Below are 19299 nucleotides of genomic sequence, written 5' to 3'. Positions count from 1 at the left end.
GAAGGCTCAATCTGCGGAAAGAGCCTCGACGTGACCCCTCTCGCCGTAGTCGAGGATCGCGCGATCCGCCGTCAGCAGCGGAACGCGATGGAAACGCGCCGTCGCGACAATGATCCGATCAGCCGGATCGGCTTGGAACGCTCCCGGCAGACGGACACTGTCCACCGCAATCGACGGCTCTATGGGTGCGAGCTGAAGACCTGGCAAGGCCAGCGCGGTGTCGAGCCAACGCCCAACATCTTCGCCAAGCGCGATACGCCCCTTCTCCGCGAGCATGGCAATCTCCCAGGGCGTAATCGCCGAGATCAAAATCCGGCTCCTCAGCGACCGTACGAAAAAGGGCGGAACTTGCGTCCCGCCCCCTTTTTCTTCAATTCCAGACATCGATCTCAGTGGCTGTCGCGATTGTTCGGGATTTCCGAGCCGCGCGGGCCGACGAGGAAGTCGAGGTCGGCGCCGGTATCGGCCTGCATGACCGACTTGACGTAGAGACCGCCGTAACCGCCGGTGAGCGGCTTGACCGGGGAAACCCAGGCGGCGCGGCGCTTTGCCAATTCCTCGTCGGAGATCTCGAGCTGGATGGTGCGGGCGGGAACGTCGACGGCGATGATATCGCCATTCTGGACCAGCGCCAGCGGTCCGCCATCGGCGGCTTCCGGAGCCGTGTGCAGGATGACGGTGCCGTAGGCGGTGCCGGACATGCGCGCATCCGAAATGCGGATCATGTCGGTGATGCCCTTCTTCAAGACCTTCGGCGGCAGGCCCATATTGCCGACTTCGGCCATGCCCGGATAGCCCTTCGGTCCGCAGTACTTCAGCACCATGATGCAGGTCTCGTCGATGTCGAGATCGTCGCGGTTGATGCGGGCGTGGTAGTCCTCGATGCTTTCGAAGACGACAGCGCGGCCCTTGTGCTGCATCAGATGCGGCGAAGCAGCAGACGGCTTCAGCACTGCGCCCTTCGGCGCGAGATTGCCGCGCAGAACCGCAATACCGCCCGACTGCGTCAGCGCCTTCTCGCGCGGGACGATGACGTCGTCATTGTAGTTGACTACGTCCTTCACGCCGTTCCAGATCGTGTCGCCGGTGACGGTGATCGCATCCTTGTGCAGCAGGCCCATCTCGCCGACGGCCTTGATGACGACGGGCAGGCCGCCGGCATAATAGAACTCTTCCATCAGGTGCTTGCCGGAAGGCTGCAGGTTGACGATGGTCGGAACTTCGCGGCCGAGGCGATCCCAGTCGTCGAGCGACAGATCGACGCCGATCCGGCCGGCAAGCGCCAGCAGATGCAGCACGGCGTTGGTCGAGCCGCCGACGGCGCCGTTGACGCGGATGGCGTTCTCGAAGGCTTCCTTGGTCAGAATATCGGAAGGCTTCAGGTCTTCCTTGACCATGTCGACGATACGGCGGCCGGAAAGCTGCGAGATGACGCGGCGACGCGCATCGACCGCCGGGATGGCGGCATTGCCGGGCAACGTCATGCCGAGCGCCTCGGCCATCGACGCCATGGTCGAAGCCGTGCCCATGGTCATACAGCTGCCGGCCGAACGGGCCATGCCCTGCTCCGCGTCCATGAATTCGTCCAGCGACATCTCGCCGGACTTGACCATTTCCGAGAACTGCCAGATGGCCGTGCCTGAACCGACATCCTTGCCGCGCCACTTGCCGTTCAGCATCGGACCGCCGGAAACGAGGATGACCGGGATATCGACGGAGGCAGCCCCCATCAGCAGGCTGGGCGTGGTCTTGTCGCAGCCGCCGAGCAGCACGACGCCGTCGACCGGATTGCCGCGGATCGCCTCTTCGACATCCATGGCCGCCAGGTTGCGGAACATCATCGCCGTCGGGCGCAGCGTGCTCTCGCCAACCGAGAAGACCGGGAACTCCACCGGGAAACCGCCGGCTTCGTAAACGCCACGCTTCACGCGCTCCGCGAGATCGCGCAGATGCGCGTTGCAGGGCGTCAGCTCCGACCAGGTATTACAGATGCCGATGATCGGCCGGCCGTCGAAGGTGTCGGCCGGCAGGCCCTGGTTCTTCATCCAGGAGCGATGCATGATCGCATTCTTGCCGGTGCCGCCGAACCAGTCGTAGGAGCGCAGCCTGCGCGGCCATTCAGCTTTCTTTTTCATAGTCTCAGTACCCTTTGCGTCGCCCGGGTCGCCTCGTTCGCGCCCGGGCCTTGAAATCGGCTTTTAGGCCAGCGTGTAGGCGGTCTTGACGGTTGTGAAGAACTCGGCGGCATATTTGCCCTGCTCGCGCGGACCGAAGGACGAACCCTTGCGGCCGCCGAACGGCACGTGGAAATCGACGCCCGCCGTCGGCAGGTTGACCATCACCATGCCCGCTTCGGCATTGCGCTTGAAATGCGTCGCATGCTTCAGGCTCGTCGTGGCGATGCCAGAGGAGAGACCAAACGGCGTGTCGTTGGCCACAGCGAGAGCCTCCTCGTAATCCTTCACCCGGATGACCGAGGCGACCGGCCCGAAAATCTCTTCGCGGCTGATGCGCATCTCGTTCGTGGCTTCCGTGAACAGCGTCGGCTGCAGGTAGAAGCCGGGCGTGTCGCGGCTGACGACTTCGCCGCCGAAAGCGAGCTTCGCGCCTTCCTGTCGGCCGATTTCGATATAGTCGGTGTCCGTCTTCAGCTGCTTGGCATCGACCACCGGGCCGATATGCGTGCCCGACTTCATGGCATTGTCGACATTGAGCGTCTTCAGCTTCTCCGTCAGCGCCGCCACGAACTTGTCGTGGATACCCTCGGTGACGATCAGGCGCGACGAGGCCGTGCAGCGCTGGCCGGTCGAGAAGAAGGCGGAATTGGCGGCCGCCTCGACGGCAACCGTCAGGTCGGCATCCTCAAGCACCACCATCGGGTTCTTGCCGCCCATTTCCAGCTGGTACTTGCGGCCGTGCTCGACCGAGGAAAGCGCCACGCGCTTGCCGGTGCCGACCGAACCGGTAAAGGTGATGCCGGCGAGAACCGGGCTGTCGAGCATGGCCTGGCCAACGACCGAGCCCTTGCCCATGACCAGGTTCAGCACACCCTTCGGCAGGCCGGCGCGGTTGAGGATATCGACGATCGCCCAGGAGCAGCCGGGCACGAGGTCGGCCGGCTTGAAGACGATGGTGTTGCCGTAGCAGAGCGCCGGAGCGATCTTCCAGGCCGGAATGGCGATCGGGAAGTTCCAGGGCGTGATGATGCCGATGACGCCGAGCGGCTCGCGGGTGATCTCGACGCCGATGTTCGGGCGCACCGAAGGCAGCGTCTCGCCCGCCAGGCGCAGCGCCTCGCCGGCGAAGAAATCGAAGATCTGCGCGGCGCGGATCGTCTCGCCGATCGCCTCGGGCAGCGTCTTGCCCTCTTCGCGGGCAAGCAGTGCGCCGAGCTCATCCTTGCGCGCCAGGATCTCGTCGCTGGTCTTGCGCAGGATCGCGTGACGCTCGAGGATGCCGGAACGCGACCAGGCCGGGAACGCAGCCTTGGCGGCGGCGATCGCATCGGCGACATCCTGCGCATTGGCGCTGGCATAGAGGCCGACGACCTCGTTGGTATCAGACGGATTGATGTTTTCCGCACCGGTCGCGCCGGTCCATTCCCCGGCAATCAAGTTCTGATGAATGGTCATGGCTTCATGCCTTCCTGAATCTTCTTGGAACCGACCGGCTGCGCTGGGGCAGCCGGTCTCGACGGATTAGAGCTGGCGAACCGCCACCTTCTCCTCGGCGGCGACAGCAAGCGGATTGCGCAACGGCAGGCCGAATTCGGCGACTTCGATCTCAAAGACGTCGCCCGCCTCCGGCTTGATGCCCTCGGCGAAGGACAGCGTCGCCGTACCGAACATATGGACATGCACGTCTCCGGGAACCCGGAACAGGTCATATTTGAAGTGATGATATTCGAGATTGGCGAAGGTGTGCGACATGTTCGCCTCGCCCGACAGGAACGGCTTCTCGAAGATCACCTTGTCGCCGCGCTTGATCCGCGAAGAGCCGCGGATGTCCTCGGGCGCCGCGCCGATACGGATTTCCGGGCCGAAGCTTGCCGGGCGCAGCTTGGAATGGGCGAGATAGAGATAGTTGATCCGCTCGGTGACGTGATCGGAAAATTCGTTCGAGAGCGCAAAGCCGATGCGGAAGGGCGTGCCGTCCTTGGCGATGATGTAGATGCCCGCCATTTCCGGCTCCTCGCCGCCATCGAGCGCGAAAGAGGGAGAGACAAGCGCGGCACCCGGCGCAGCCGCGCCGTAGCCGTTGCCCTTGTAGAACCATTCCGGCTGCACGCCCTTCTCGCCATCCTTCGGCTTGCCGCCTTCGATGCCCATCTTGAACATCTTCATGGAGTCGGTCAGCGTTTCTTCCGCCGCTTCCGTGGTCTTCTTGTGCATGGAATCGCGGGTCGCGGCGGAGCCGAGATGCGTGAGGCCAGTGCCGGTCAGGTGCAGGTGAGCGGCATCCGGATGCGTGATCGGCGACAGGAAGCGGCCTTCGGCATAGGCTTTCTCCAGATCGATCGTCTCGCCGAGACCATGTGCCTCGATGACGGAGACGAGGGACTTGCCACTATCGGCAGCCTCCAGCGCCAGGGCGTAAACGCTGGCGGCGTTCAAGACAGCCTTCGCCACAGCCCCCGGCCCGTTGCGGACGGCAACGATGATGTCGCCATTCGAGCCCTTGATCTGGGAAATGAGCATAATTTCATCCTTTCCTAATGGACAGGGCATGGATGCAGTATCCCGCTCCGGCTCTCAGCGAGAGCCGGACCCCGTCATGGATTTGGTTTTTAAATCGTGGCTGGCCGCGAGCGGCGATCAGCCCTTGTTCTTGTTGTACACGTCGATGAACACGGCAGCGAGCAGGACGGCGCCCTTGATCATCTTCTGCGAGTCCGTCTGGTATCCGAGGATCGACATGCCCTGGTTCAACACGCCCATGATCAAGGCACCGATAACGGCACCCGTCACCTTGCCGACGCCGCCGGAGGCAGAAGCGCCACCGATGAAGCAGGCCGCGATCACGTCGAGCTCGAGGCCGTCGCCGCCCTTGGCCGTTGCCGAATTCAGGCGCGTGGCGATGATGATGCCGGCGATGCTGGCAAGAATGCCCATGTTGACGAAAGTGTAGAAGGTCAGGCGGCGGGTATCGATACCCGAAAGCTTTGTCGCCTTTTCGTTGCCACCCATGGCATAGATGCGGCGACCGATCGTGGTGCGCTGCGTCGCGAAGCTATAGAGCGCGATCAGCAACAGCATGAGGATCAGAACGTTCGGCAGGCCTCGGTAGGAAGAAATCTGATAGCCGATGAAGATGGTTGCGGCGGCAACCACCAGATTCTGACCGAGGAAGAAGCTGAACGGCTCGACATCGATACCATGCTTCTCGTTCACGCTGCGGCGGCGCCAGGCAAGCAGGAACATGACGATCGGGATGATGATGGTCAGGAAGATCGACGTCGAACGGATAGTACCCATGTCGATGAAATCGGGAACGAAGCCCGTCGCCACGATCTGGAAGGCCGGCGGGAACGGACCGATACTGCTGCCGTTACCCGTCGTATTGATGATCGTATAGGTCAGGCCGCGGAAGACCAGCATGCCCGACAGGGTGACGATGAACGACGGAATGCGGTGGTAGGCGATGAAATATCCGTGCCAGGCACCGACCGCGGCCCCCATCAGCAGACAAATGACTGTTGCCAGCGCCAGGTTCATGTGCATCTGCACGACCAGAACGCCCGCAACCGCACCCACGAAGCCGACCACGGAACCGACGGACAAGTCGATATGGCCGGCCACGATGACCAGCAGCATACCGAGCGCCATGATGACGATGAACGAGTTCTGCAGCACGATGTTGGTCAGGTTTTGCGGCCTGAACAGAACGCCGTTGGTGAGATATTGAAACAGCAGCATGATGACGACGAGCGCGATCAACATGCCGTATTCGCGGATGTTGTTGCGGATATGGTCGCCGATGGAAACGACGTGGCTGCTTTCCGTGGCTGGGTTGGCCGAACTCATTGATGCTTCTCCCCTGAGCGCATGATAGCGCGCATGATACTTTCCTGGCTTGCCTCTGCCTTCGGCAGTTCGGCAACGATTCGACCCTCGTTCATGACGTAGATGCGGTCGCAGGTACCGAGAAGCTCTGGCATTTCCGATGAAATCATCAGAACGCCCTTTCCGTCGGCGGCAAGCTGGTTGATGATGGAATAGATTTCGTATTTGGCGCCGACATCGATGCCGCGTGTCGGCTCGTCGAGAATCAGGACATCCGGATCGGAGAACAGCCACTTCGACAGCACCACCTTCTGCTGGTTGCCGCCGGACAGGTTGCCTGCCTCCTGGAAGACACCGGACGAACGGATACGCAGCTTGGCGCGATAGTTCGTCGCCACCTGCAGCTCGCGCACGTCGTCGATGACCGTTCCCTTCGAGACGCCCATCAGATTGGCGAGCGTCGTATTGTGCAGGATATTGTTCGTCAGAACGAGGCCGAGCTGCTTGCGGTCTTCCGTCACATAGGCGAGACCGGCGTCGATCGCCCGGCGAACGGTGCTGGTATCGACCTGCTTGCCGTCAACGAAGACTTCGCCGCTGATCTTGTGGCCATAGGACTTGCCGAAGACGCTCATGGCGAATTCGGTACGCCCCGCGCCCATCAGGCCGGCAATGCCGACCACTTCGCCCTTGCGCACGTTGATGTTGATATTGTGCAGAACCTGACGATCGCGATGCTGCTGATGGAACGCATTCCAGTTCTTGACTTCGAAGATCGTCTCGCCGATCGGCACCGAGCGCGGCGGATAGCGGTCGGCGAGCTCCCGGCCCACCATGTTGCGGATGATGATATCTTCGCTGATCTCTTCCTCGTGACAGTCCAGCGCCTTCACCGCCATGCCGTCGCGCAGGACCGTGATCTGATCGGCCACCTTGCGCACTTCGTTCAGCTTGTGCGTGATGATGATCGACGTGATGCCCTGGTTGCGGAACTCCATGAGGAGATTGAGGAGAGCATCGGAATCGCTTTCGTTGAGCGATGCCGTCGGCTCGTCGAGAATGAGAAGCTTGACGCTCTTCGACAGGGCCTTGGCGATCTCGACGAGCTGCTGCTTGCCGACGCCGATGTCGGTGACGAGCGTATTCGGAGATTCCTTGAGGCCCACCTTGGCGAGGAGCTGCTTGGTGCGCGTGAAGGTTTCCTGCCAATTGATCATGCCATTGGCGACGACCTCATTGCCCAGGAAGATGTTTTCGGCGATCGACAGAAGCGGCACGAGCGCCAGCTCCTGATGGATGATGATGATGCCGATTTCCTCGGAATCCTTGATGGTCCTGAACTGGCGGACCGCGCCATCATAATAGATATCGCCATCGTAGGTGCCGGCCGGGTAAACCCCCGAGAGCACCTTCATGAGAGTGGACTTGCCGGCTCCATTTTCGCCGACCAAAGCATGAATCTCGCCCTGGCGTACCTTCAGATTGACATTTTCCAGGGCGTTCACACCGGGGAACGACTTGGTAATGCTCCGCATTTCGAGGATGGTATTGTCCATTGTCCGTATCCAACGCCGCGATCAAACATAGCAGACCGCGCGATCGTCTGAAATATCAAAGCCAGGGCCCGCATTTCGGCGAGCCCTGACCGCTATATTGGAAAATTACTTCAGCTGATCAGCCTTGTAGTAACCGCCGTCGACGAGAATCTTCTCGTAGTTGGTCTTGTCAACCGCGACCGGGGTCAGCAGGTAGGACGGAACAACCTTGACACCGTTGTCGTAGGTCTTGGTGTCGTTGACTTCAGGCGTCTTGCCTTCCATCAGCGCGTTGACCATGCTGACGGTGACCTTGGCGAGGTCACGGGTGTCCTTGAAGATCGTCGAGTGCTGCTCGCCAGCGATGATCGACTTGACCGACGGAATTTCGGAGTCCTGACCGGTAACGATCGGCAGCTTCACGCCGCCGGTGCCGTAACCAACGCCCTTGAGCGAGGAGAGGATACCGATCGACAGACCGTCGTACGGAGACAGAACGGCGTCGACGTGAGCGTCGGTGTAGTAGGCCGACAGCAGGTTATCCATACGAGCCTGGGCCGTTGCCGGGTCCCAACGCAGCGTACCGACCTTGTCCATGCCCATCTGGCCGGACTTCACGACCAGCTTGCCGCTGTCGATGTAGGGCTTCAGGACCGACATTGCGCCGTCATAGAAGAAGAAGGCGTTGTTGTCGTCCGGCGAACCGCCGAAGAGCTCGATGTTGAACGGACCCTTGCCGTCCTTGAGGCCCAGGGCGTCGACGATCGAGCCGGCCTGGAGAACGCCAACCTTGAAGTTGTCGAAGGTGGCGTAGTAGTCGACGTTGCCGCTGTTGCGGATCAGACGGTCATAGGCGATGACCTTGATGCCGGCATCGTGCGCCTTCTGCAGAACGTCGGACAGCGTGGTGCCGTCGATCGAAGCGATGACGAGAACCTTGTCGCCCTTCGTGACCATGTTTTCGATCTGCGAGAGCTGGTTCGGAATGTCGTCGTCGCCATACTGCAGGTCGGTGCCGTAACCGGCAGCCTGAAGCTGCTTGACGATGTTGTTGCCGTCATCGATCCAGCGAGCCGAAGCCTTGGTCGGCATGGCGATGCCGACGGTGCCCTTGTCGGCCGCGAAGGCAGGTGTCATCAGCGAGGCGACGCCGAAGGCAGTGGCAGCCATCAATGAGATAATGGATTTCATTACTCTCTCCCTTGTTAATATTGCAGCGGACAAAAAATGCCCGCCCGAAACTGCGGCAGGTTCCGTAGAAGGAATGGGTTACTTCTGGTTGTGAGAAACGAAGTAGGACTCCTCCACGCTCTCACGTGCATGAGCTGTACCCAGCGCACGCTGGGCAAACTCGTACGATTTCGTATAACTGTCAAATAGAATAACTGGCAAAACATATACCGAATTTGGTATAATGTTAAAAAATAGTACTTTTTTGCCGCGAAGGGGGAAAAATGGCCATGATGGAGAAAATATATAACGATTATGCGAGTGAAGGCATAGAGATTCACTCGGACAGTTTTCGTGACGATACGCTGCTCAGAGCCGGTTTGAAGCTCAATCACCTGCGGATGATCGTCACGATCGAGGATCACGGGCAGATTTCGGCCGCCGCTGAGTCCATGAACATGTCACAACCTGCGGCTTCGCGGATGCTCTCCGAAATGGAGTCCATCGTCAAGAGTCCGCTCTACGAGCGTGTCGCGCGCGGCGTCGTGCTGACACCTTTCGGCCTGGCGCTGGCCAAGCGGGCGCGCAAGATCCTGCTGGAATTGCGCGAGGCCGGCCGCGAGATCGGCGAGCTCAGGACCGGTAAGGGCGGCTCCGTCTTTCTCGGCGCGGTGACGGCGCCGGCGATCAGCCTGGTCGTGCCGGCGATCCAGCGCGTCACGCGCGCCTATCCTGGCATCGAGATCAACATCGAGGTCGACAACAGCAACGTGCTCGCGCGCGAACTGCTCGCCGCCCGCCACGACTTCATCATCAGCCGCATTCCCGACGAACTCAATCCGCGGCTGTTCACCGCCTCCGAGATCGGCGTGGAGAAGGCCTGTCTCGTCGTCCGCAGCGGACATCCGCTGTTGAAGAAGGGGGTGGCCAGCCTCGAGGATCTGCCGGCTTATGATTGGGTGTTCCAGCCGCCTGGCACGCTGCTGCGCCGCAAGGTCGAGAACATCTTCCTGACCGCGGGCGTTCCGTTGCCGGAAAACATCATCAACACCTCTTCCCTGCTGCTGACCCTTGCCGTGGTCTGCAAGACCGACGCCATCACCCCGATCGCGCTCGACATGGCGCAATTCATCTGCGGGCAGAATTCCGAGGCAGGCGAATCCTGCATTCTGCCGATCGATTTCGACATCGAGGTACAGCCCTACAGCCTGATCACCGCCCGCGAACGCGCCATGCCGCCGAGCGCGCGGCTTTTGTACGACATGATCCTGCAGGAAAGCCGCAATCTTCTCCTGGCATGAGGCCGAGCCAGCGAAGTCGCGGCCAACGAAGTCTCGGAATGGCGTGCCGGCCATAAGCTCCGCGCCAACTTGCACGACTAGCTTCTGCGCCGCAGGAGGCAGGCATGTTGTTTGGACAATCGCTGTTTCAATCCGTCCTCGATCGTCTCGATACGGAAGAAGAAGACAAGTCGGAGAAGGACGAGGCGACGCATCGCGTTCGCGGCCTCAATGTGAGCTTCGTCGCCACCGTTCCAGGCGGCGAGCGGACAGCGTCCGCCCGCCCGGACGACGCCTATGTCGACAACCTCGGCAACGAAATCCCCGCGCCCGAACCGGAACCCGAAGAGAAAGAGCCGGAACCGCCCGCCATGCCGGAACATCTGGCGCGGACCTCGCGGGAAGAGGTGGCAAGCGAATTGGCGATCACGCCGCAGCATACGCTTCAGCAGCTGCATGAGAAACGCCGCGCCTTCGCCAAGGCCAATCACCCCGACGGCGTCGCCCCGCCCTTTCGCGATCAGGCGACGATGCGCATGATGGTCGCCAATCAATTGATCGACGAAGCCATAAGACGCCTGCCGCGCTAGCTATTTCTTGTCTTCCACCGCCTGATCGTCTTCATCCGGCTCGCTTGTTGCGGCTTCGGTTTCCGCCTTGGGCGGCGCGGGATTGAAGGTCAGGAGCAGCACCCAGGCGGCATAGGCGCCAAGCCCGCCGGCCAGCACGGCCCAGAAAGGCTGCGGACCGAAGGCTTCGACGATCGCCCAGCCGAAACAAACAGCGACGATCAGGACGCGCACCCAGAGCGGCTTGTAGAGAGGATGAGTGGGATCGATCAGTTGCATGGGTCTCGTTCGCCTGTTGGATGAAAGCCGTCTTTACAGCAATTCCAGGAAAAGTGCGCGGCGGTTTTCCGTCCGGATTTGCATTGACACAAGAAGATGGAACGGCGCAGTGATTCCGTGAAACACCGAGCCGTTCTAGCGCATGATCTCGAACTCTGTGAAGAAGTTTCGAAAACAGCGCCACGGACCTGCCGCTTTCGCGGCGGGATATTCGGAATTGTGAAAGGCTGGCGGCTTGACGTCGCTCGCGGAAAATGGAATGAAAATTCCATCTAAATCATTATTCGGTTCATTTATTCCGAAATCCAGGGAGGTAAACATGACTGTCAGATTTGGTCTGCTCGGCGCCGGACGTATCGGCAAGGTGCATGCGAAAGCCGTGACCGGCGATGCCAATGCCAAGCTCGTTGCTGTCGCCGATGCGTTCCCCGCCGCCGCGGACGCCATCGCGTCGGCCTATGGCTGCGACGTGCGCACCATCGAGGCCATCGAAGCCGCCAAGGATATCGACGCGGTCGTCATCTGCACCCCGACCGACACCCACGCCGATCTTATCGAACGCTTCGCCCGCGCCGGCAAGGCCATCTTCTGCGAAAAGCCGGTCGATCTGGACGTCGCCCGCGTGAAGGCCTGCATCAAGGTGGTGCAAGAGACCAATGCCAAGCTGATGGTCGGCTTCAACCGCCGTTTCGATCCGCATTTCATGGCCGTCAAGAAGGCCATCGACGATGGCCGCATCGGCGCGGTCGAGATGGTGACGATCACCTCGCGCGACCCCGGCGCACCGCCGGTCGACTATATCAAGCGCTCCGGCGGCATCTTCCGCGACATGACCATCCATGATTTCGACATGGCGCGCTTCCTGCTCGGCGAAGAGCCGGTTTCGGTGACCGCGACCGCCGCCGTTCTGATCGACAAGGCGATCGGCGAGGCAGGCGACTACGACAGCGTCTCGGTCATCCTGCAGACGGCATCCGGCAAGCAGGCGATCATCTCCAACTCCCGCCGCGCCACCTACGGCTACGACCAGCGCATCGAAATCCACGGCTCGAAGGGCCTGGTTTCCGCTGAAAACCAGCGGCCGTTCTCGATCGAGGTGGCCAATGGCGAAGGCTATACCCGCCCGCCGCTGCACGATTTCTTCATGACCCGCTACACCGAAGCCTATGCCAACGAGATCGCGAGCTTCATCGCCGCGATCGAAAAGGGTGCCGCCATCACCCCGTCCGGCGTCGACGGCCTCGCCGCGCTGAAGCTCGCGGATGCGGCGCTGCAGTCGGTCAAGGAAGGCCGATTGGTGAAGGTCGACTAAATAACCTCCCTTCCGTTAGATATGGCCAACCGATAGGTCCGCCGCGAATCTCTTCGCGGCGGACTTTTTCTTTGGTGCGCTTCACAAGCATTGCAGAGACCGCGGCCGGAAACCGAGAGCTCGTCATCCAAGGCCGGCAGGAAGCTCTTGCGAATCGCATAAGTGTGTGCTTATCTGTCTGCATGGTAGAGAACGAGATATTCCGGGCTTTGGCGGATCCGACCCGCCGCGCCATCTTTGAAAAGCTGGCGACAGGCGGCAGCAACGCCAGTGCCCTGCGCGACGGCATCGATATCAGCCAGCCGGCGATGTCGCAGCATCTTGCGGTGCTGCGCAGCGCCGGGCTGATCAGGGAAGAGCGACAGGGGCGTTTTGTGAATTACGAAGTCGATCCGGAAGGGCTGACCCTCATTGCCCAGTGGCTGGCGAAATACCGCGCCTATTGGCCTGCCCGGATCGAAGCTCTCAAGATCTTGTTGAAGGATATGGACCAATGACCGACCTGAATATCCCGGAACAGAGAAACGGCATCGAACTGGAATATGATCTCAACGAGCCGCCGCAAAAGGTCTGGCGCGCGGTCAGCACCCCTGAGCTTCGGGAAAACTGGCTGCCCCGAAAAGCCTTGGCAAATCCCGAGGCGATTTCCGTCACGCCTGGAAAAGAGGTCCGCTACAGACTGCGGGATGACGCCCCGCCATTTTTCGAAAGCACCGTAACCTTCAGGATAGCCCCGAACGCAAGCGGCGGCACCAGCCTCCGGATCATCCACGAGCTGGACGATGTGAGACTTCGACAGGCTGCGAACGCGGCGGCGAACAACAACGGCCCCCGCATGATGCGCGCCGCCTGACACTCTAGATCCCTCAACAATTTCAAGAACATTGGAGTTCGCCGATGCGCGAAGCGATGCAACTCGTCCCCATGGTCGTGGAACAATCCAACAGAGGAGAGCGCTCTTTCGATATCTATTCCCGCTTGCTGCGCGAGAGGATCATCTTCCTGAATGGCGAGGTGAACGATACCGTCTCGGCCCTGGTCTGCGCGCAATTGCTGTTTCTGGAAGCGGAAAGCCCGAAAAAGCCGATCAGCCTCTATATCAATTCGCCGGGCGGTGTCGTGACCAGCGGCCTCGCCATGTACGACACCATGCGCTACATCCGCGCGCCGGTGCACACGCTCTGCATGGGAACAGCCCGTTCGATGGGGTCGTTCCTGCTGATGGCCGGCGAGCCGGGCCAGCGCACCGCGCTGCCCAATGCCAGCATCCATATCCATCAGCCCTTGGGCGGCTTCCAGGGTCAGGCTTCCGACATGCTCATCCACGCGGAGGAGATCAAGCGCACCAAGCACCGCATGACGCGGCTCTACGCGGAGCATTGCGGCCGCTCCTATGATGAATTCGAACGCGGCATGGACCGCGACCATTTCATGACGGCGGAAGAGGCCCTGGAATGGGGATTGATCGACCGTATCCTGCACATTCGCGGAGAAGAGCTGTCCCTGGGCTCGGCGGATTGATTTCAAAGGAGGAATGCCGCGATTTCGCGCGCGCCGAGGTTCCCGCCGATTTGAGGACGCGGAGCCGCCGGCAGCCTGCCCCTGTCACCCCTCAAACGGCCTCGTCGCGCAATTCGGCAACCGAGGCCCCTCTCCTGACGATATCATTGTCGATGATCGAGAGCGCGCGGTTCAGATGCCCCTCGAAGACCAGCGTCTGCTCGTCGACGATGACGCGCAATTCCGGCATGCCCTCCATGCGCACGACATGGGATTCCGCCAGCCCCTCGCTTATGCCCTCCAGCAGCAGATCGTAATAGCGCGCCCCGGGGCCGGTGATGGCGATCGGCATGCTCTCATGCAGGCTCAGCATGCGCGACAGGCCATTGCCGAGCGCCAATCCGGCCTGACGAAAGGCAAGGATATTGCGACGATTGCCCTGGCGCGCGCTCGTCGCGATCTTGTCGAGTTCGGAAATCGGAACGAACTTCGCCGGGATCGTATCGAGCGGCACATCGAAGGCGGAGCGCAGGATGGCGTAGAAACCGGCATAGGCCTCGATGCAGCCGCGCGCGCCGCAGCGGCAAAGGCCGCCGCCGGGCAGATGCAGCATATGACCGAAATTCGGTGCGGATATCTGATGGTCGCCCTCCGCGCCACGGCGCACGATACCGAGGCCGATGCTGTGGCCGAGCGACAGGGCGGCAAGCGCCCGGAAGCCCGCCCCCCTGGCATTCTCCTCCTGCCGGCCGACGGCGGCGGCGACGAGCAGCGTCTCGTTGCCGAGGATGACCTTCGCCGGCCAGTCCTCGCGCAATACCGCGGCGAAATCGATCTCGTCGCGCCCGAAGATCGGCGACCAGCGCAAGATGGGCTCGGACGCATCGACCAGCCCCTTGCTGCTGATCGAGATCATCAGCACCTTGTCGCGGGACAGGCGCGAACGGGCGACGATTCGATCCAGTGCCTCCCGCAGCGCCGCCACGAAGGAGCCGACGCCGGAGACCTCTTGCGGCCGCTCCTCGGTGAAGCGGTCGATCAGCCGTCCGGCATAATCCACAAGCGAATATTGCACGGCGTCCGATGAAATGATGACGACGATCAGATAGCCGCAATCGCGCCGCTGCGAAAACAGAACGCGCGGCCGGCCGCGGCCGCTGGCGGCTTGCTGCTCCGCCTTCTCGATGATCTGCGCCCGCTCCAGATCGGCGGTGATGACGGATACGGTCGCGGACGAAAGCCGGGTGAAATCAGAGAGTTCGGTATGGGCGAGCGGGCCATGGCGACGCAGCGCCGTCAGCACCAGGACGCTGTTTTTCTGGCGGACCAATTCGGTGCTCGATTTGGCCAACATCCTGAAGCCTCCCTCTCATTCCACCCTCCTGATCGCATCTCCAGATGGCTCTTGTCCAGCGGCCGATTAAAGCTGGCGATGCGGGTGTTGACAGTTGAAAAAATCTCTGACAGTAAATTTCTCGACTGTCGAGAAAAAAATCAAAACCTTTCTCGCCAGCATATCGTGGCGGCCGACGGGAGTTTCAGGATACGCGCGGTCGCATTCACTCGGGAGGATAATATGAAAGCTTTCATCAAGCTGGCTGCGGGCGCGGCTATCGTTTTGACCATGCAGACGGCCGCCTTCGCCAAGGATCTCGTCGTTGGCGTTTCCTGGTCCAACTTCCAGGAAGAGCGTTGGAAGACCGACGAGGCCGCCATCAAGAAGGCGCTCGAAGCCGCCGGCGCCAAATATATTTCCGCTGACGCTCAATCGTCCGCCTCCAAGCAGCTGACCGACGTCGAATCCCTGATTTCGCAGGGTGCCAATGCCCTCATCATTCTCGCACAGGATTCCGACGCCATCGGCCCGGCCGTTGAAAAGGCCGCCGACGAAGGCATTCCGGTTGTCGGCTACGACCGCCTGATCGAAAATCCGGCCGCCTTCTACATCACCTTCGACAACAAGGAAGTGGGCCGCATGCAGGCTCGCGAAGTGCTGAAGGCAAAGCCGGAAGGCAATTACGTCTTCATCAAGGGCTCGTCGTCCGACCCGAACGCTGACTTCCTGTTCTCCGGCCAGATCGAAGTGCTGAAGTCCGCGATCGACGCCGGCAAGATCAAGAACGTTGGCGAAGCCTATACGGACGGCTGGCTGCCGCAGAACGCACAGCGCAATATGGAGCAGTTCCTGACCGCCAACAACAACAAGGTTGATGCGGTCGTCGCCTCCAACGACGGCACCGCCGGCGGTGCAGTCGCCGCTCTCGACGCCCAGGGCCTCGCAGGCTCCGTGCCGGTTTCCGGCCAGGACGCCGACAAGGCTGCCCTGAACCGCATCGCGCTCGGCACGCAGACTGTTTCCATCTGGAAGGACTCGCGTGAACTCGGCAAGCGCGCCGCCGAAATCGCCCTCTCGCTTGCCGGCGGCAAGACGATGGACCAGATCGCCGGCGTCCAGACCTTCGACGGCGGTCCGAAGCATGTTGCCATGAAGTCCGTCTTCCTGACGCCGATCGCGATCACCAAGGACAATCTGAACGTCGTCATCGACGCCGGCTGGATCTCCAAGGCCGAGGCATGCCAGGGCGTCAAGGCCGGCGCCGTCGCAGCCTGCAAATAAGCCGTCCTTGAACGACTGACCGATCGAATACCGACGCCGCAGCGGCACACCGTTGCGGCGTCGAATGCGGATTGGAAGCTAACAACCCTCCCTTGCAGCCGGAGATGGAGCTTCCCGTAACGTACTGTGCCTCTCGCACACCGTGGCCCGCCGGATGGCGGCCATCGGGACCGGCGGAAGACCGGCTGGACAGGCGATGGCACGGATTTTTGAGATTGGCGCGATTGCCAGCGATAGCCAGAATGCATCGCCGGCCGCGCCCGACAGAGGGAGAACGGCAAAGCGATGGCCGATATGACACAGTCCACCACATCGAGCGGGCCTCGGAACGCGGATGCCGGCGCGATCACCCGCTTTCTGCGCGCCACGGAAATCGATACCCGCCTGCTCGGCATGATCGGAGCGCTGCTGATCATCTGGATCGGCTTCGATCTCTATCTCAGGGTCTTCGACGGCCGGGAATTCCTGACGGCCAGAAACCTCTGGAACCTTTCGGTGCAAACCTGCGAAATCGCGGTTCTCGCCACCGGCATGGTGCTTGTGATCGTTACGCGCAACATCGACCTGTCGGTCGGCTCGGTGCTCGGTTTCGTCGCCATGATCATGGGCGTCATGCAGGCCAAGTGGCTGCCGCAATATCTCGGCTTCGACAGTTCCTGGACCTGGATCATCACGCTGCTCTGCGGCCTGGTGATCGGCACGGCCATCGGCACCTTCCAGGGCGCGATCATCGCGTTCATGAACGTCCCCTCCTTCATTGTCACCCTCGGCGGCCTCCTCGTCTGGCGCGGCCTTGCCTGGTACGTCACCAGCGGCCAGACCGTGGCGCCGATGGATTCCACCTTCGTCATCATGGGCGGCAGCGGCGCCACGGGCTCGATCGGCGCCACCTGGAGCTGGATCGTCGGCGTGATCGCCTGCCTGCTGATCATTGTCGGCATCATCGGCTCGCGCCAGCAGAGAAAGCGCTTTCACTTTCCGCGCCGTCCGCTCTGGGCGGAATATTTCCTGGCCTGCCTCGGCTCCGCCATCGTGCTCGGCACGGTCTATCTCTTCAACAGCTATAACTGGCCGGTCGGCATCGCCAAGCGCTACGCCACGGAACACAATATTTCCTGGCCCGAAAACGGCCTGGACATTCCCTACGGCATCGCCGTTCCGGTCCTGATCGCCGTCCTCATCGGCATCGTGATGACCTTCATCGCCACGCGCCTGCGCTTCGGCCGCTATGTCTTCGCCATCGGTGGCAATCCGGAAGCTGCCGAGCTTGCCGGCATCAAGACCCGCTGGGTCATCGTGAAGATCTTCGCGCTGATGGGCCTGCTTGCCGCCGTCGCCGCCGCGATCTCGACCGCGCGCCTGAACTCGGCCGTTAACTCGCAGGGCACCACCTACGAACTCTTCACCATCGCCGCGGCCGTCATCGGCGGCACGTCGCTTGCCGGCGGCAGCGGCACGGTCGCCGGTGCCATGCTCGGCGCCCTGGTCATGCAGTCGCTGCAATCGGGCATGGGGCTCGCCAATGTCGACACGCCCATTCAGAACGTCGTCGTCGGCGTCGTCCTGGTGGTCGCCGTCTGGCTCGACATCGTCTACCGCTCGCGTGCCAAGTAAAAGGAATTCCGAACCATGACGGATCAAACCACTCCGCTTGTGGAAATGAAGAACATTTCCATTTCCTTCGGCGGCATTCACGCTGTCGACAACGCCTCGGTCGACCTCTATCCCGGCGAAGTCGTCGCTCTCCTCGGCCATAACGGCGCCGGCAAGTCGACGCTGATCAAGATCCTCTCCGGCGCCTACAAGCGCGACAGCGGCGATATCCTGATCAATGGCGAGCCCGCCGATATCCGCACCCCGCGCGACGCCAAGAAATACGGCATCGAGACGATCTACCAGACGCTCGCCGTCGCCGACAATGTCGACGCCGCCGCCAACCTCTATCTCGGCCGCGAGCTGCAGACCCGCTGGGGCACGCTCGACGATGTCGCCATGGAAGCCAAGGCCCGCGAAGTGATGGGACGCCTCAACCCCAACTTCAAGCGTTTCAAGGAGCCGGTGAAGGCGCTCTCGGGCGGCCAGCGCCAGTCGGTCGCCATCGCCCGCGCCATCCTCTTCGACGCCCGCATCCTGATCATGGACGAGCCGACGGCGGCACTCGGGCCGCAGGAGACGGCGCAGGTCGGCGAGCTGATCAAGCAATTGAAGAAGGAAGGCATCGGCATCTTCCTCATCAGCCACGACATCCACGACGTCTTCGACCTCGCCGACCGCGTCTCGGTGATGAAGAACGGCCAGGTCGTCGGCCACGCCCGCACCGAAGACGTCACCAAGGATGAGGTGCTGGGCATGATCATCCTCGGCAAGGTCCCGCCCAAGGCCATCCCCGGCCCCGGCGCCATGAAGGTCTGAGCCGCAACATTGACACCCGACAAGCAAGGCCGCGCTCCCCCAGGGTTCGCGGCCTTGCTTCATTTCATCGCACCGATCTGCTCTTTCGCGCATTTTCCGCATTGAAGCCAAACGCTTCCTGGGCTAAGAACCTGCCATCGGACAGGCGAGTCAGCTCGCCAAAGGCATGCACCCGTAGCTCAGCTGGATAGAGTGTTGGATTCCGATTCCAAAGGTCACAGGTTCGAATCCTGTCGGGTGCGCCAAAATTATACCAATCCGGAACAAAACTGGGCACCGAAGTCCGCAATTTGCTCCCAAAGCCGGCAATTGGTTACTATAGCGAGTATGGCAGCTTTGCGCCCACAGTTCGGACATTCGAAGCCGAACGCTGAACTTGCAAAAGCAGACACACGTCATACAGCTATGTAAACCCACAGGTGAAATTCGAACCCCGTCGGCGTCGCCATTTCACTGCAAGACGGTCACCGTCTCTTGCGTTAGCTATTCACGCCGAATGGCAGTAGCGCGCTCTTTGCGTGGTTGCGGCTAGGCTGTGGTGACGAATTAAGGGTTTGGGATTTCCAAGAAGGAGCAAATCAGATTCAAGGCTGACTTTTGGAGTTCGGTCATGGATATCGATA

General features: G+C 61.3%; 17 protein-coding genes, 1 tRNA gene and 1 pseudogene. 10 read left to right on the top strand and 9 right to left on the bottom strand.

Annotated elements, in window-relative coordinates:
• Window positions 1-6: 6 nt before the first annotated feature.
• From FHX11_RS00095 to chvE, 7 genes and pseudogenes are all read right to left on the bottom strand, one after another.
• Window positions 7-318 (bottom strand): annotated as a pseudogene (locus tag FHX11_RS00095) (type II toxin-antitoxin system VapC family toxin); the annotation flags it as partial.
• Window positions 319-389: 71 nt separating this feature from the next.
• Window positions 390-2135 (bottom strand): L-arabinonate dehydratase, encoded by a 1746-nt coding sequence (araD, locus tag FHX11_RS00090; RefSeq protein WP_184353820.1) that lies wholly within the window; start codon window positions 2133-2135, stop codon window positions 390-392.
• Between the two features lie 63 nt (window positions 2136-2198).
• Window positions 2199-3632: an aldehyde dehydrogenase family protein gene (locus FHX11_RS00085; RefSeq protein WP_184353817.1), complete on the bottom strand. Its 1434-nt coding sequence runs from the start codon at window positions 3630-3632 to the stop codon at window positions 2199-2201.
• Between the two features lie 66 nt (window positions 3633-3698).
• On the bottom strand, window positions 3699-4697 hold the full coding sequence (araD1, locus tag FHX11_RS00080) for an AraD1 family protein (protein ID WP_184353815.1): 999 nt from the start codon (window positions 4695-4697) through the stop codon (window positions 3699-3701).
• 117 nt (window positions 4698-4814) lie between these two features.
• A complete protein-coding gene (mmsB, locus tag FHX11_RS00075) occupies window positions 4815-6023 on the bottom strand; it encodes a multiple monosaccharide ABC transporter permease (protein ID WP_184353813.1) in 1209 nt (402 codons plus the stop codon).
• Entirely contained in the window at window positions 6020-7558 is a 1539-nt protein-coding gene (gene mmsA / locus FHX11_RS00070) for a multiple monosaccharide ABC transporter ATP-binding protein (protein ID WP_184353811.1), read from the bottom strand. Before mmsA ends, mmsB begins: the two co-directional genes overlap by 4 nt.
• A gap of 105 nt (window positions 7559-7663) precedes the next feature.
• Entirely contained in the window at window positions 7664-8728 is a 1065-nt protein-coding gene (gene chvE / locus FHX11_RS00065) for a multiple monosaccharide ABC transporter substrate-binding protein (RefSeq protein WP_184353809.1), read from the bottom strand.
• Window positions 8729-9000: 272 nt separating this feature from the next.
• Here chvE and FHX11_RS00060 point away from each other — a divergent pair, with 272 nt between their 5' ends.
• Complete coding sequence (locus FHX11_RS00060) at window positions 9001-10008, top strand: LysR family transcriptional regulator (protein ID WP_184355725.1); 1008 nt, start codon at window positions 9001-9003, stop codon at window positions 10006-10008.
• A gap of 104 nt (window positions 10009-10112) precedes the next feature.
• A complete protein-coding gene (locus FHX11_RS00055) occupies window positions 10113-10577 on the top strand; it encodes a hypothetical protein (RefSeq protein WP_184353807.1) in 465 nt (154 codons plus the stop codon).
• Here the strand turns inward: FHX11_RS00055 and FHX11_RS00050 are convergent, their stop codons facing one another.
• Window positions 10578-10835, bottom strand: coding sequence for a hypothetical protein (locus tag FHX11_RS00050; RefSeq protein WP_184353805.1), 258 nt, complete (start codon window positions 10833-10835; stop codon window positions 10578-10580).
• Between the two features lie 319 nt (window positions 10836-11154).
• On the opposite strand from FHX11_RS00050, the gene iolG reads away from it, so the two are divergent.
• The 4 genes from iolG to FHX11_RS00030 all read left to right on the top strand — a co-directional run bounded on the left by iolG (window position 11155) and on the right by FHX11_RS00030 (window position 13668).
• Window positions 11155-12147 (top strand): inositol 2-dehydrogenase, encoded by a 993-nt coding sequence (gene iolG, locus FHX11_RS00045; RefSeq protein ID WP_184353803.1) that lies wholly within the window; start codon window positions 11155-11157, stop codon window positions 12145-12147.
• Window positions 12148-12329: 182 nt separating this feature from the next.
• Window positions 12330-12644 carry a metalloregulator ArsR/SmtB family transcription factor gene (locus tag FHX11_RS00040; protein WP_184355723.1) on the top strand — a complete coding sequence of 105 codons (315 nt, stop codon included), beginning with the start codon at window positions 12330-12332 and terminating at the stop codon, window positions 12642-12644.
• Window positions 12641-13000, top strand: coding sequence for a hypothetical protein (locus tag FHX11_RS00035; RefSeq protein ID WP_184353801.1), 360 nt, complete (start codon window positions 12641-12643; stop codon window positions 12998-13000). The genes FHX11_RS00040 and FHX11_RS00035 overlap by 4 nt, the downstream gene beginning before the upstream one ends.
• Window positions 13001-13044: 44 nt before the next feature.
• Window positions 13045-13668 carry an ATP-dependent Clp protease proteolytic subunit gene (locus FHX11_RS00030; protein ID WP_184353799.1) on the top strand — a complete coding sequence of 208 codons (624 nt, stop codon included), beginning with the start codon at window positions 13045-13047 and terminating at the stop codon, window positions 13666-13668.
• 91 nt (window positions 13669-13759) lie between these two features.
• On the opposite strand, the gene FHX11_RS00025 is transcribed toward FHX11_RS00030, so the two are convergent.
• Entirely contained in the window at window positions 13760-15001 is a 1242-nt protein-coding gene (locus FHX11_RS00025; protein ID WP_184353797.1) for an ROK family transcriptional regulator, read from the bottom strand.
• Between the two features lie 222 nt (window positions 15002-15223).
• Between FHX11_RS00025 and xylF the strand changes: the two genes are divergently transcribed.
• The 4 genes from xylF (at window position 15224) to FHX11_RS00005 (ending at window position 18921) form a co-directional block, all read left to right on the top strand.
• Window positions 15224-16264: a D-xylose ABC transporter substrate-binding protein gene (gene xylF / locus FHX11_RS00020; protein WP_184353795.1), complete on the top strand. Its 1041-nt coding sequence runs from the start codon at window positions 15224-15226 to the stop codon at window positions 16262-16264.
• 285 nt (window positions 16265-16549) lie between these two features.
• A complete protein-coding gene (locus tag FHX11_RS00015) occupies window positions 16550-17878 on the top strand; it encodes a sugar ABC transporter permease (RefSeq protein WP_184353793.1) in 1329 nt (442 codons plus the stop codon).
• Between the two features lie 15 nt (window positions 17879-17893).
• Window positions 17894-18676 carry an ATP-binding cassette domain-containing protein gene (locus FHX11_RS00010; RefSeq protein ID WP_184353790.1) on the top strand — a complete coding sequence of 261 codons (783 nt, stop codon included), beginning with the start codon at window positions 17894-17896 and terminating at the stop codon, window positions 18674-18676.
• Between the two features lie 168 nt (window positions 18677-18844).
• Window positions 18845-18921, top strand: a tRNA-Arg gene (locus FHX11_RS00005).
• The last annotated feature ends 378 nt before the right edge of the window (window positions 18922-19299 follow it).

This window comes from Rhizobium sp. BK602 (assembly GCF_014195095.1).
Taxonomy (GTDB): Bacteria; Pseudomonadota; Alphaproteobacteria; order Rhizobiales; family Rhizobiaceae; genus Rhizobium.
This window is presented reverse-complemented; position numbering and strand designations above follow the sequence as displayed.

What these genes read in the sequence shown, in the direction of transcription:
- araD (WP_184353820.1), bottom strand. Translation starts at nt 2,135, where the DNA reads ATGAAAAAGAAAGCTGAATGGCCGCGCAGGCTGCGCTCCTACGACTGG.
- FHX11_RS00085 (WP_184353817.1), bottom strand. Translation starts at nt 3,632, where the DNA reads ATGACCATTCATCAGAACTTGATTGCCGGGGAATGGACCGGCGCGACC.
- araD1 (WP_184353815.1), bottom strand. Translation starts at nt 4,697, where the DNA reads ATGCTCATTTCCCAGATCAAGGGCTCGAATGGCGACATCATCGTTGCC.
- mmsB (WP_184353813.1), bottom strand. Translation starts at nt 6,023, where the DNA reads ATGAGTTCGGCCAACCCAGCCACGGAAAGCAGCCACGTCGTTTCCATC.
- mmsA (WP_184353811.1), bottom strand. Translation starts at nt 7,558, where the DNA reads ATGGACAATACCATCCTCGAAATGCGGAGCATTACCAAGTCGTTCCCC.
- chvE (WP_184353809.1), bottom strand. Translation starts at nt 8,728, where the DNA reads ATGAAATCCATTATCTCATTGATGGCTGCCACTGCCTTCGGCGTCGCC.
- FHX11_RS00060 (WP_184355725.1), top strand. Translation starts at nt 9,001, where the DNA reads ATGGAGAAAATATATAACGATTATGCGAGTGAAGGCATAGAGATTCAC.
- FHX11_RS00055 (WP_184353807.1), top strand. Translation starts at nt 10,113, where the DNA reads ATGTTGTTTGGACAATCGCTGTTTCAATCCGTCCTCGATCGTCTCGAT.
- FHX11_RS00050 (WP_184353805.1), bottom strand. Translation starts at nt 10,835, where the DNA reads ATGCAACTGATCGATCCCACTCATCCTCTCTACAAGCCGCTCTGGGTG.
- iolG (WP_184353803.1), top strand. Translation starts at nt 11,155, where the DNA reads ATGACTGTCAGATTTGGTCTGCTCGGCGCCGGACGTATCGGCAAGGTG.
- FHX11_RS00040 (WP_184355723.1), top strand. Translation starts at nt 12,330, where the DNA reads ATGGTAGAGAACGAGATATTCCGGGCTTTGGCGGATCCGACCCGCCGC.
- FHX11_RS00035 (WP_184353801.1), top strand. Translation starts at nt 12,641, where the DNA reads ATGACCGACCTGAATATCCCGGAACAGAGAAACGGCATCGAACTGGAA.
- FHX11_RS00030 (WP_184353799.1), top strand. Translation starts at nt 13,045, where the DNA reads ATGCGCGAAGCGATGCAACTCGTCCCCATGGTCGTGGAACAATCCAAC.
- FHX11_RS00025 (WP_184353797.1), bottom strand. Translation starts at nt 15,001, where the DNA reads ATGTTGGCCAAATCGAGCACCGAATTGGTCCGCCAGAAAAACAGCGTC.
- xylF (WP_184353795.1), top strand. Translation starts at nt 15,224, where the DNA reads ATGAAAGCTTTCATCAAGCTGGCTGCGGGCGCGGCTATCGTTTTGACC.
- FHX11_RS00015 (WP_184353793.1), top strand. Translation starts at nt 16,550, where the DNA reads ATGGCCGATATGACACAGTCCACCACATCGAGCGGGCCTCGGAACGCG.
- FHX11_RS00010 (WP_184353790.1), top strand. Translation starts at nt 17,894, where the DNA reads ATGACGGATCAAACCACTCCGCTTGTGGAAATGAAGAACATTTCCATT.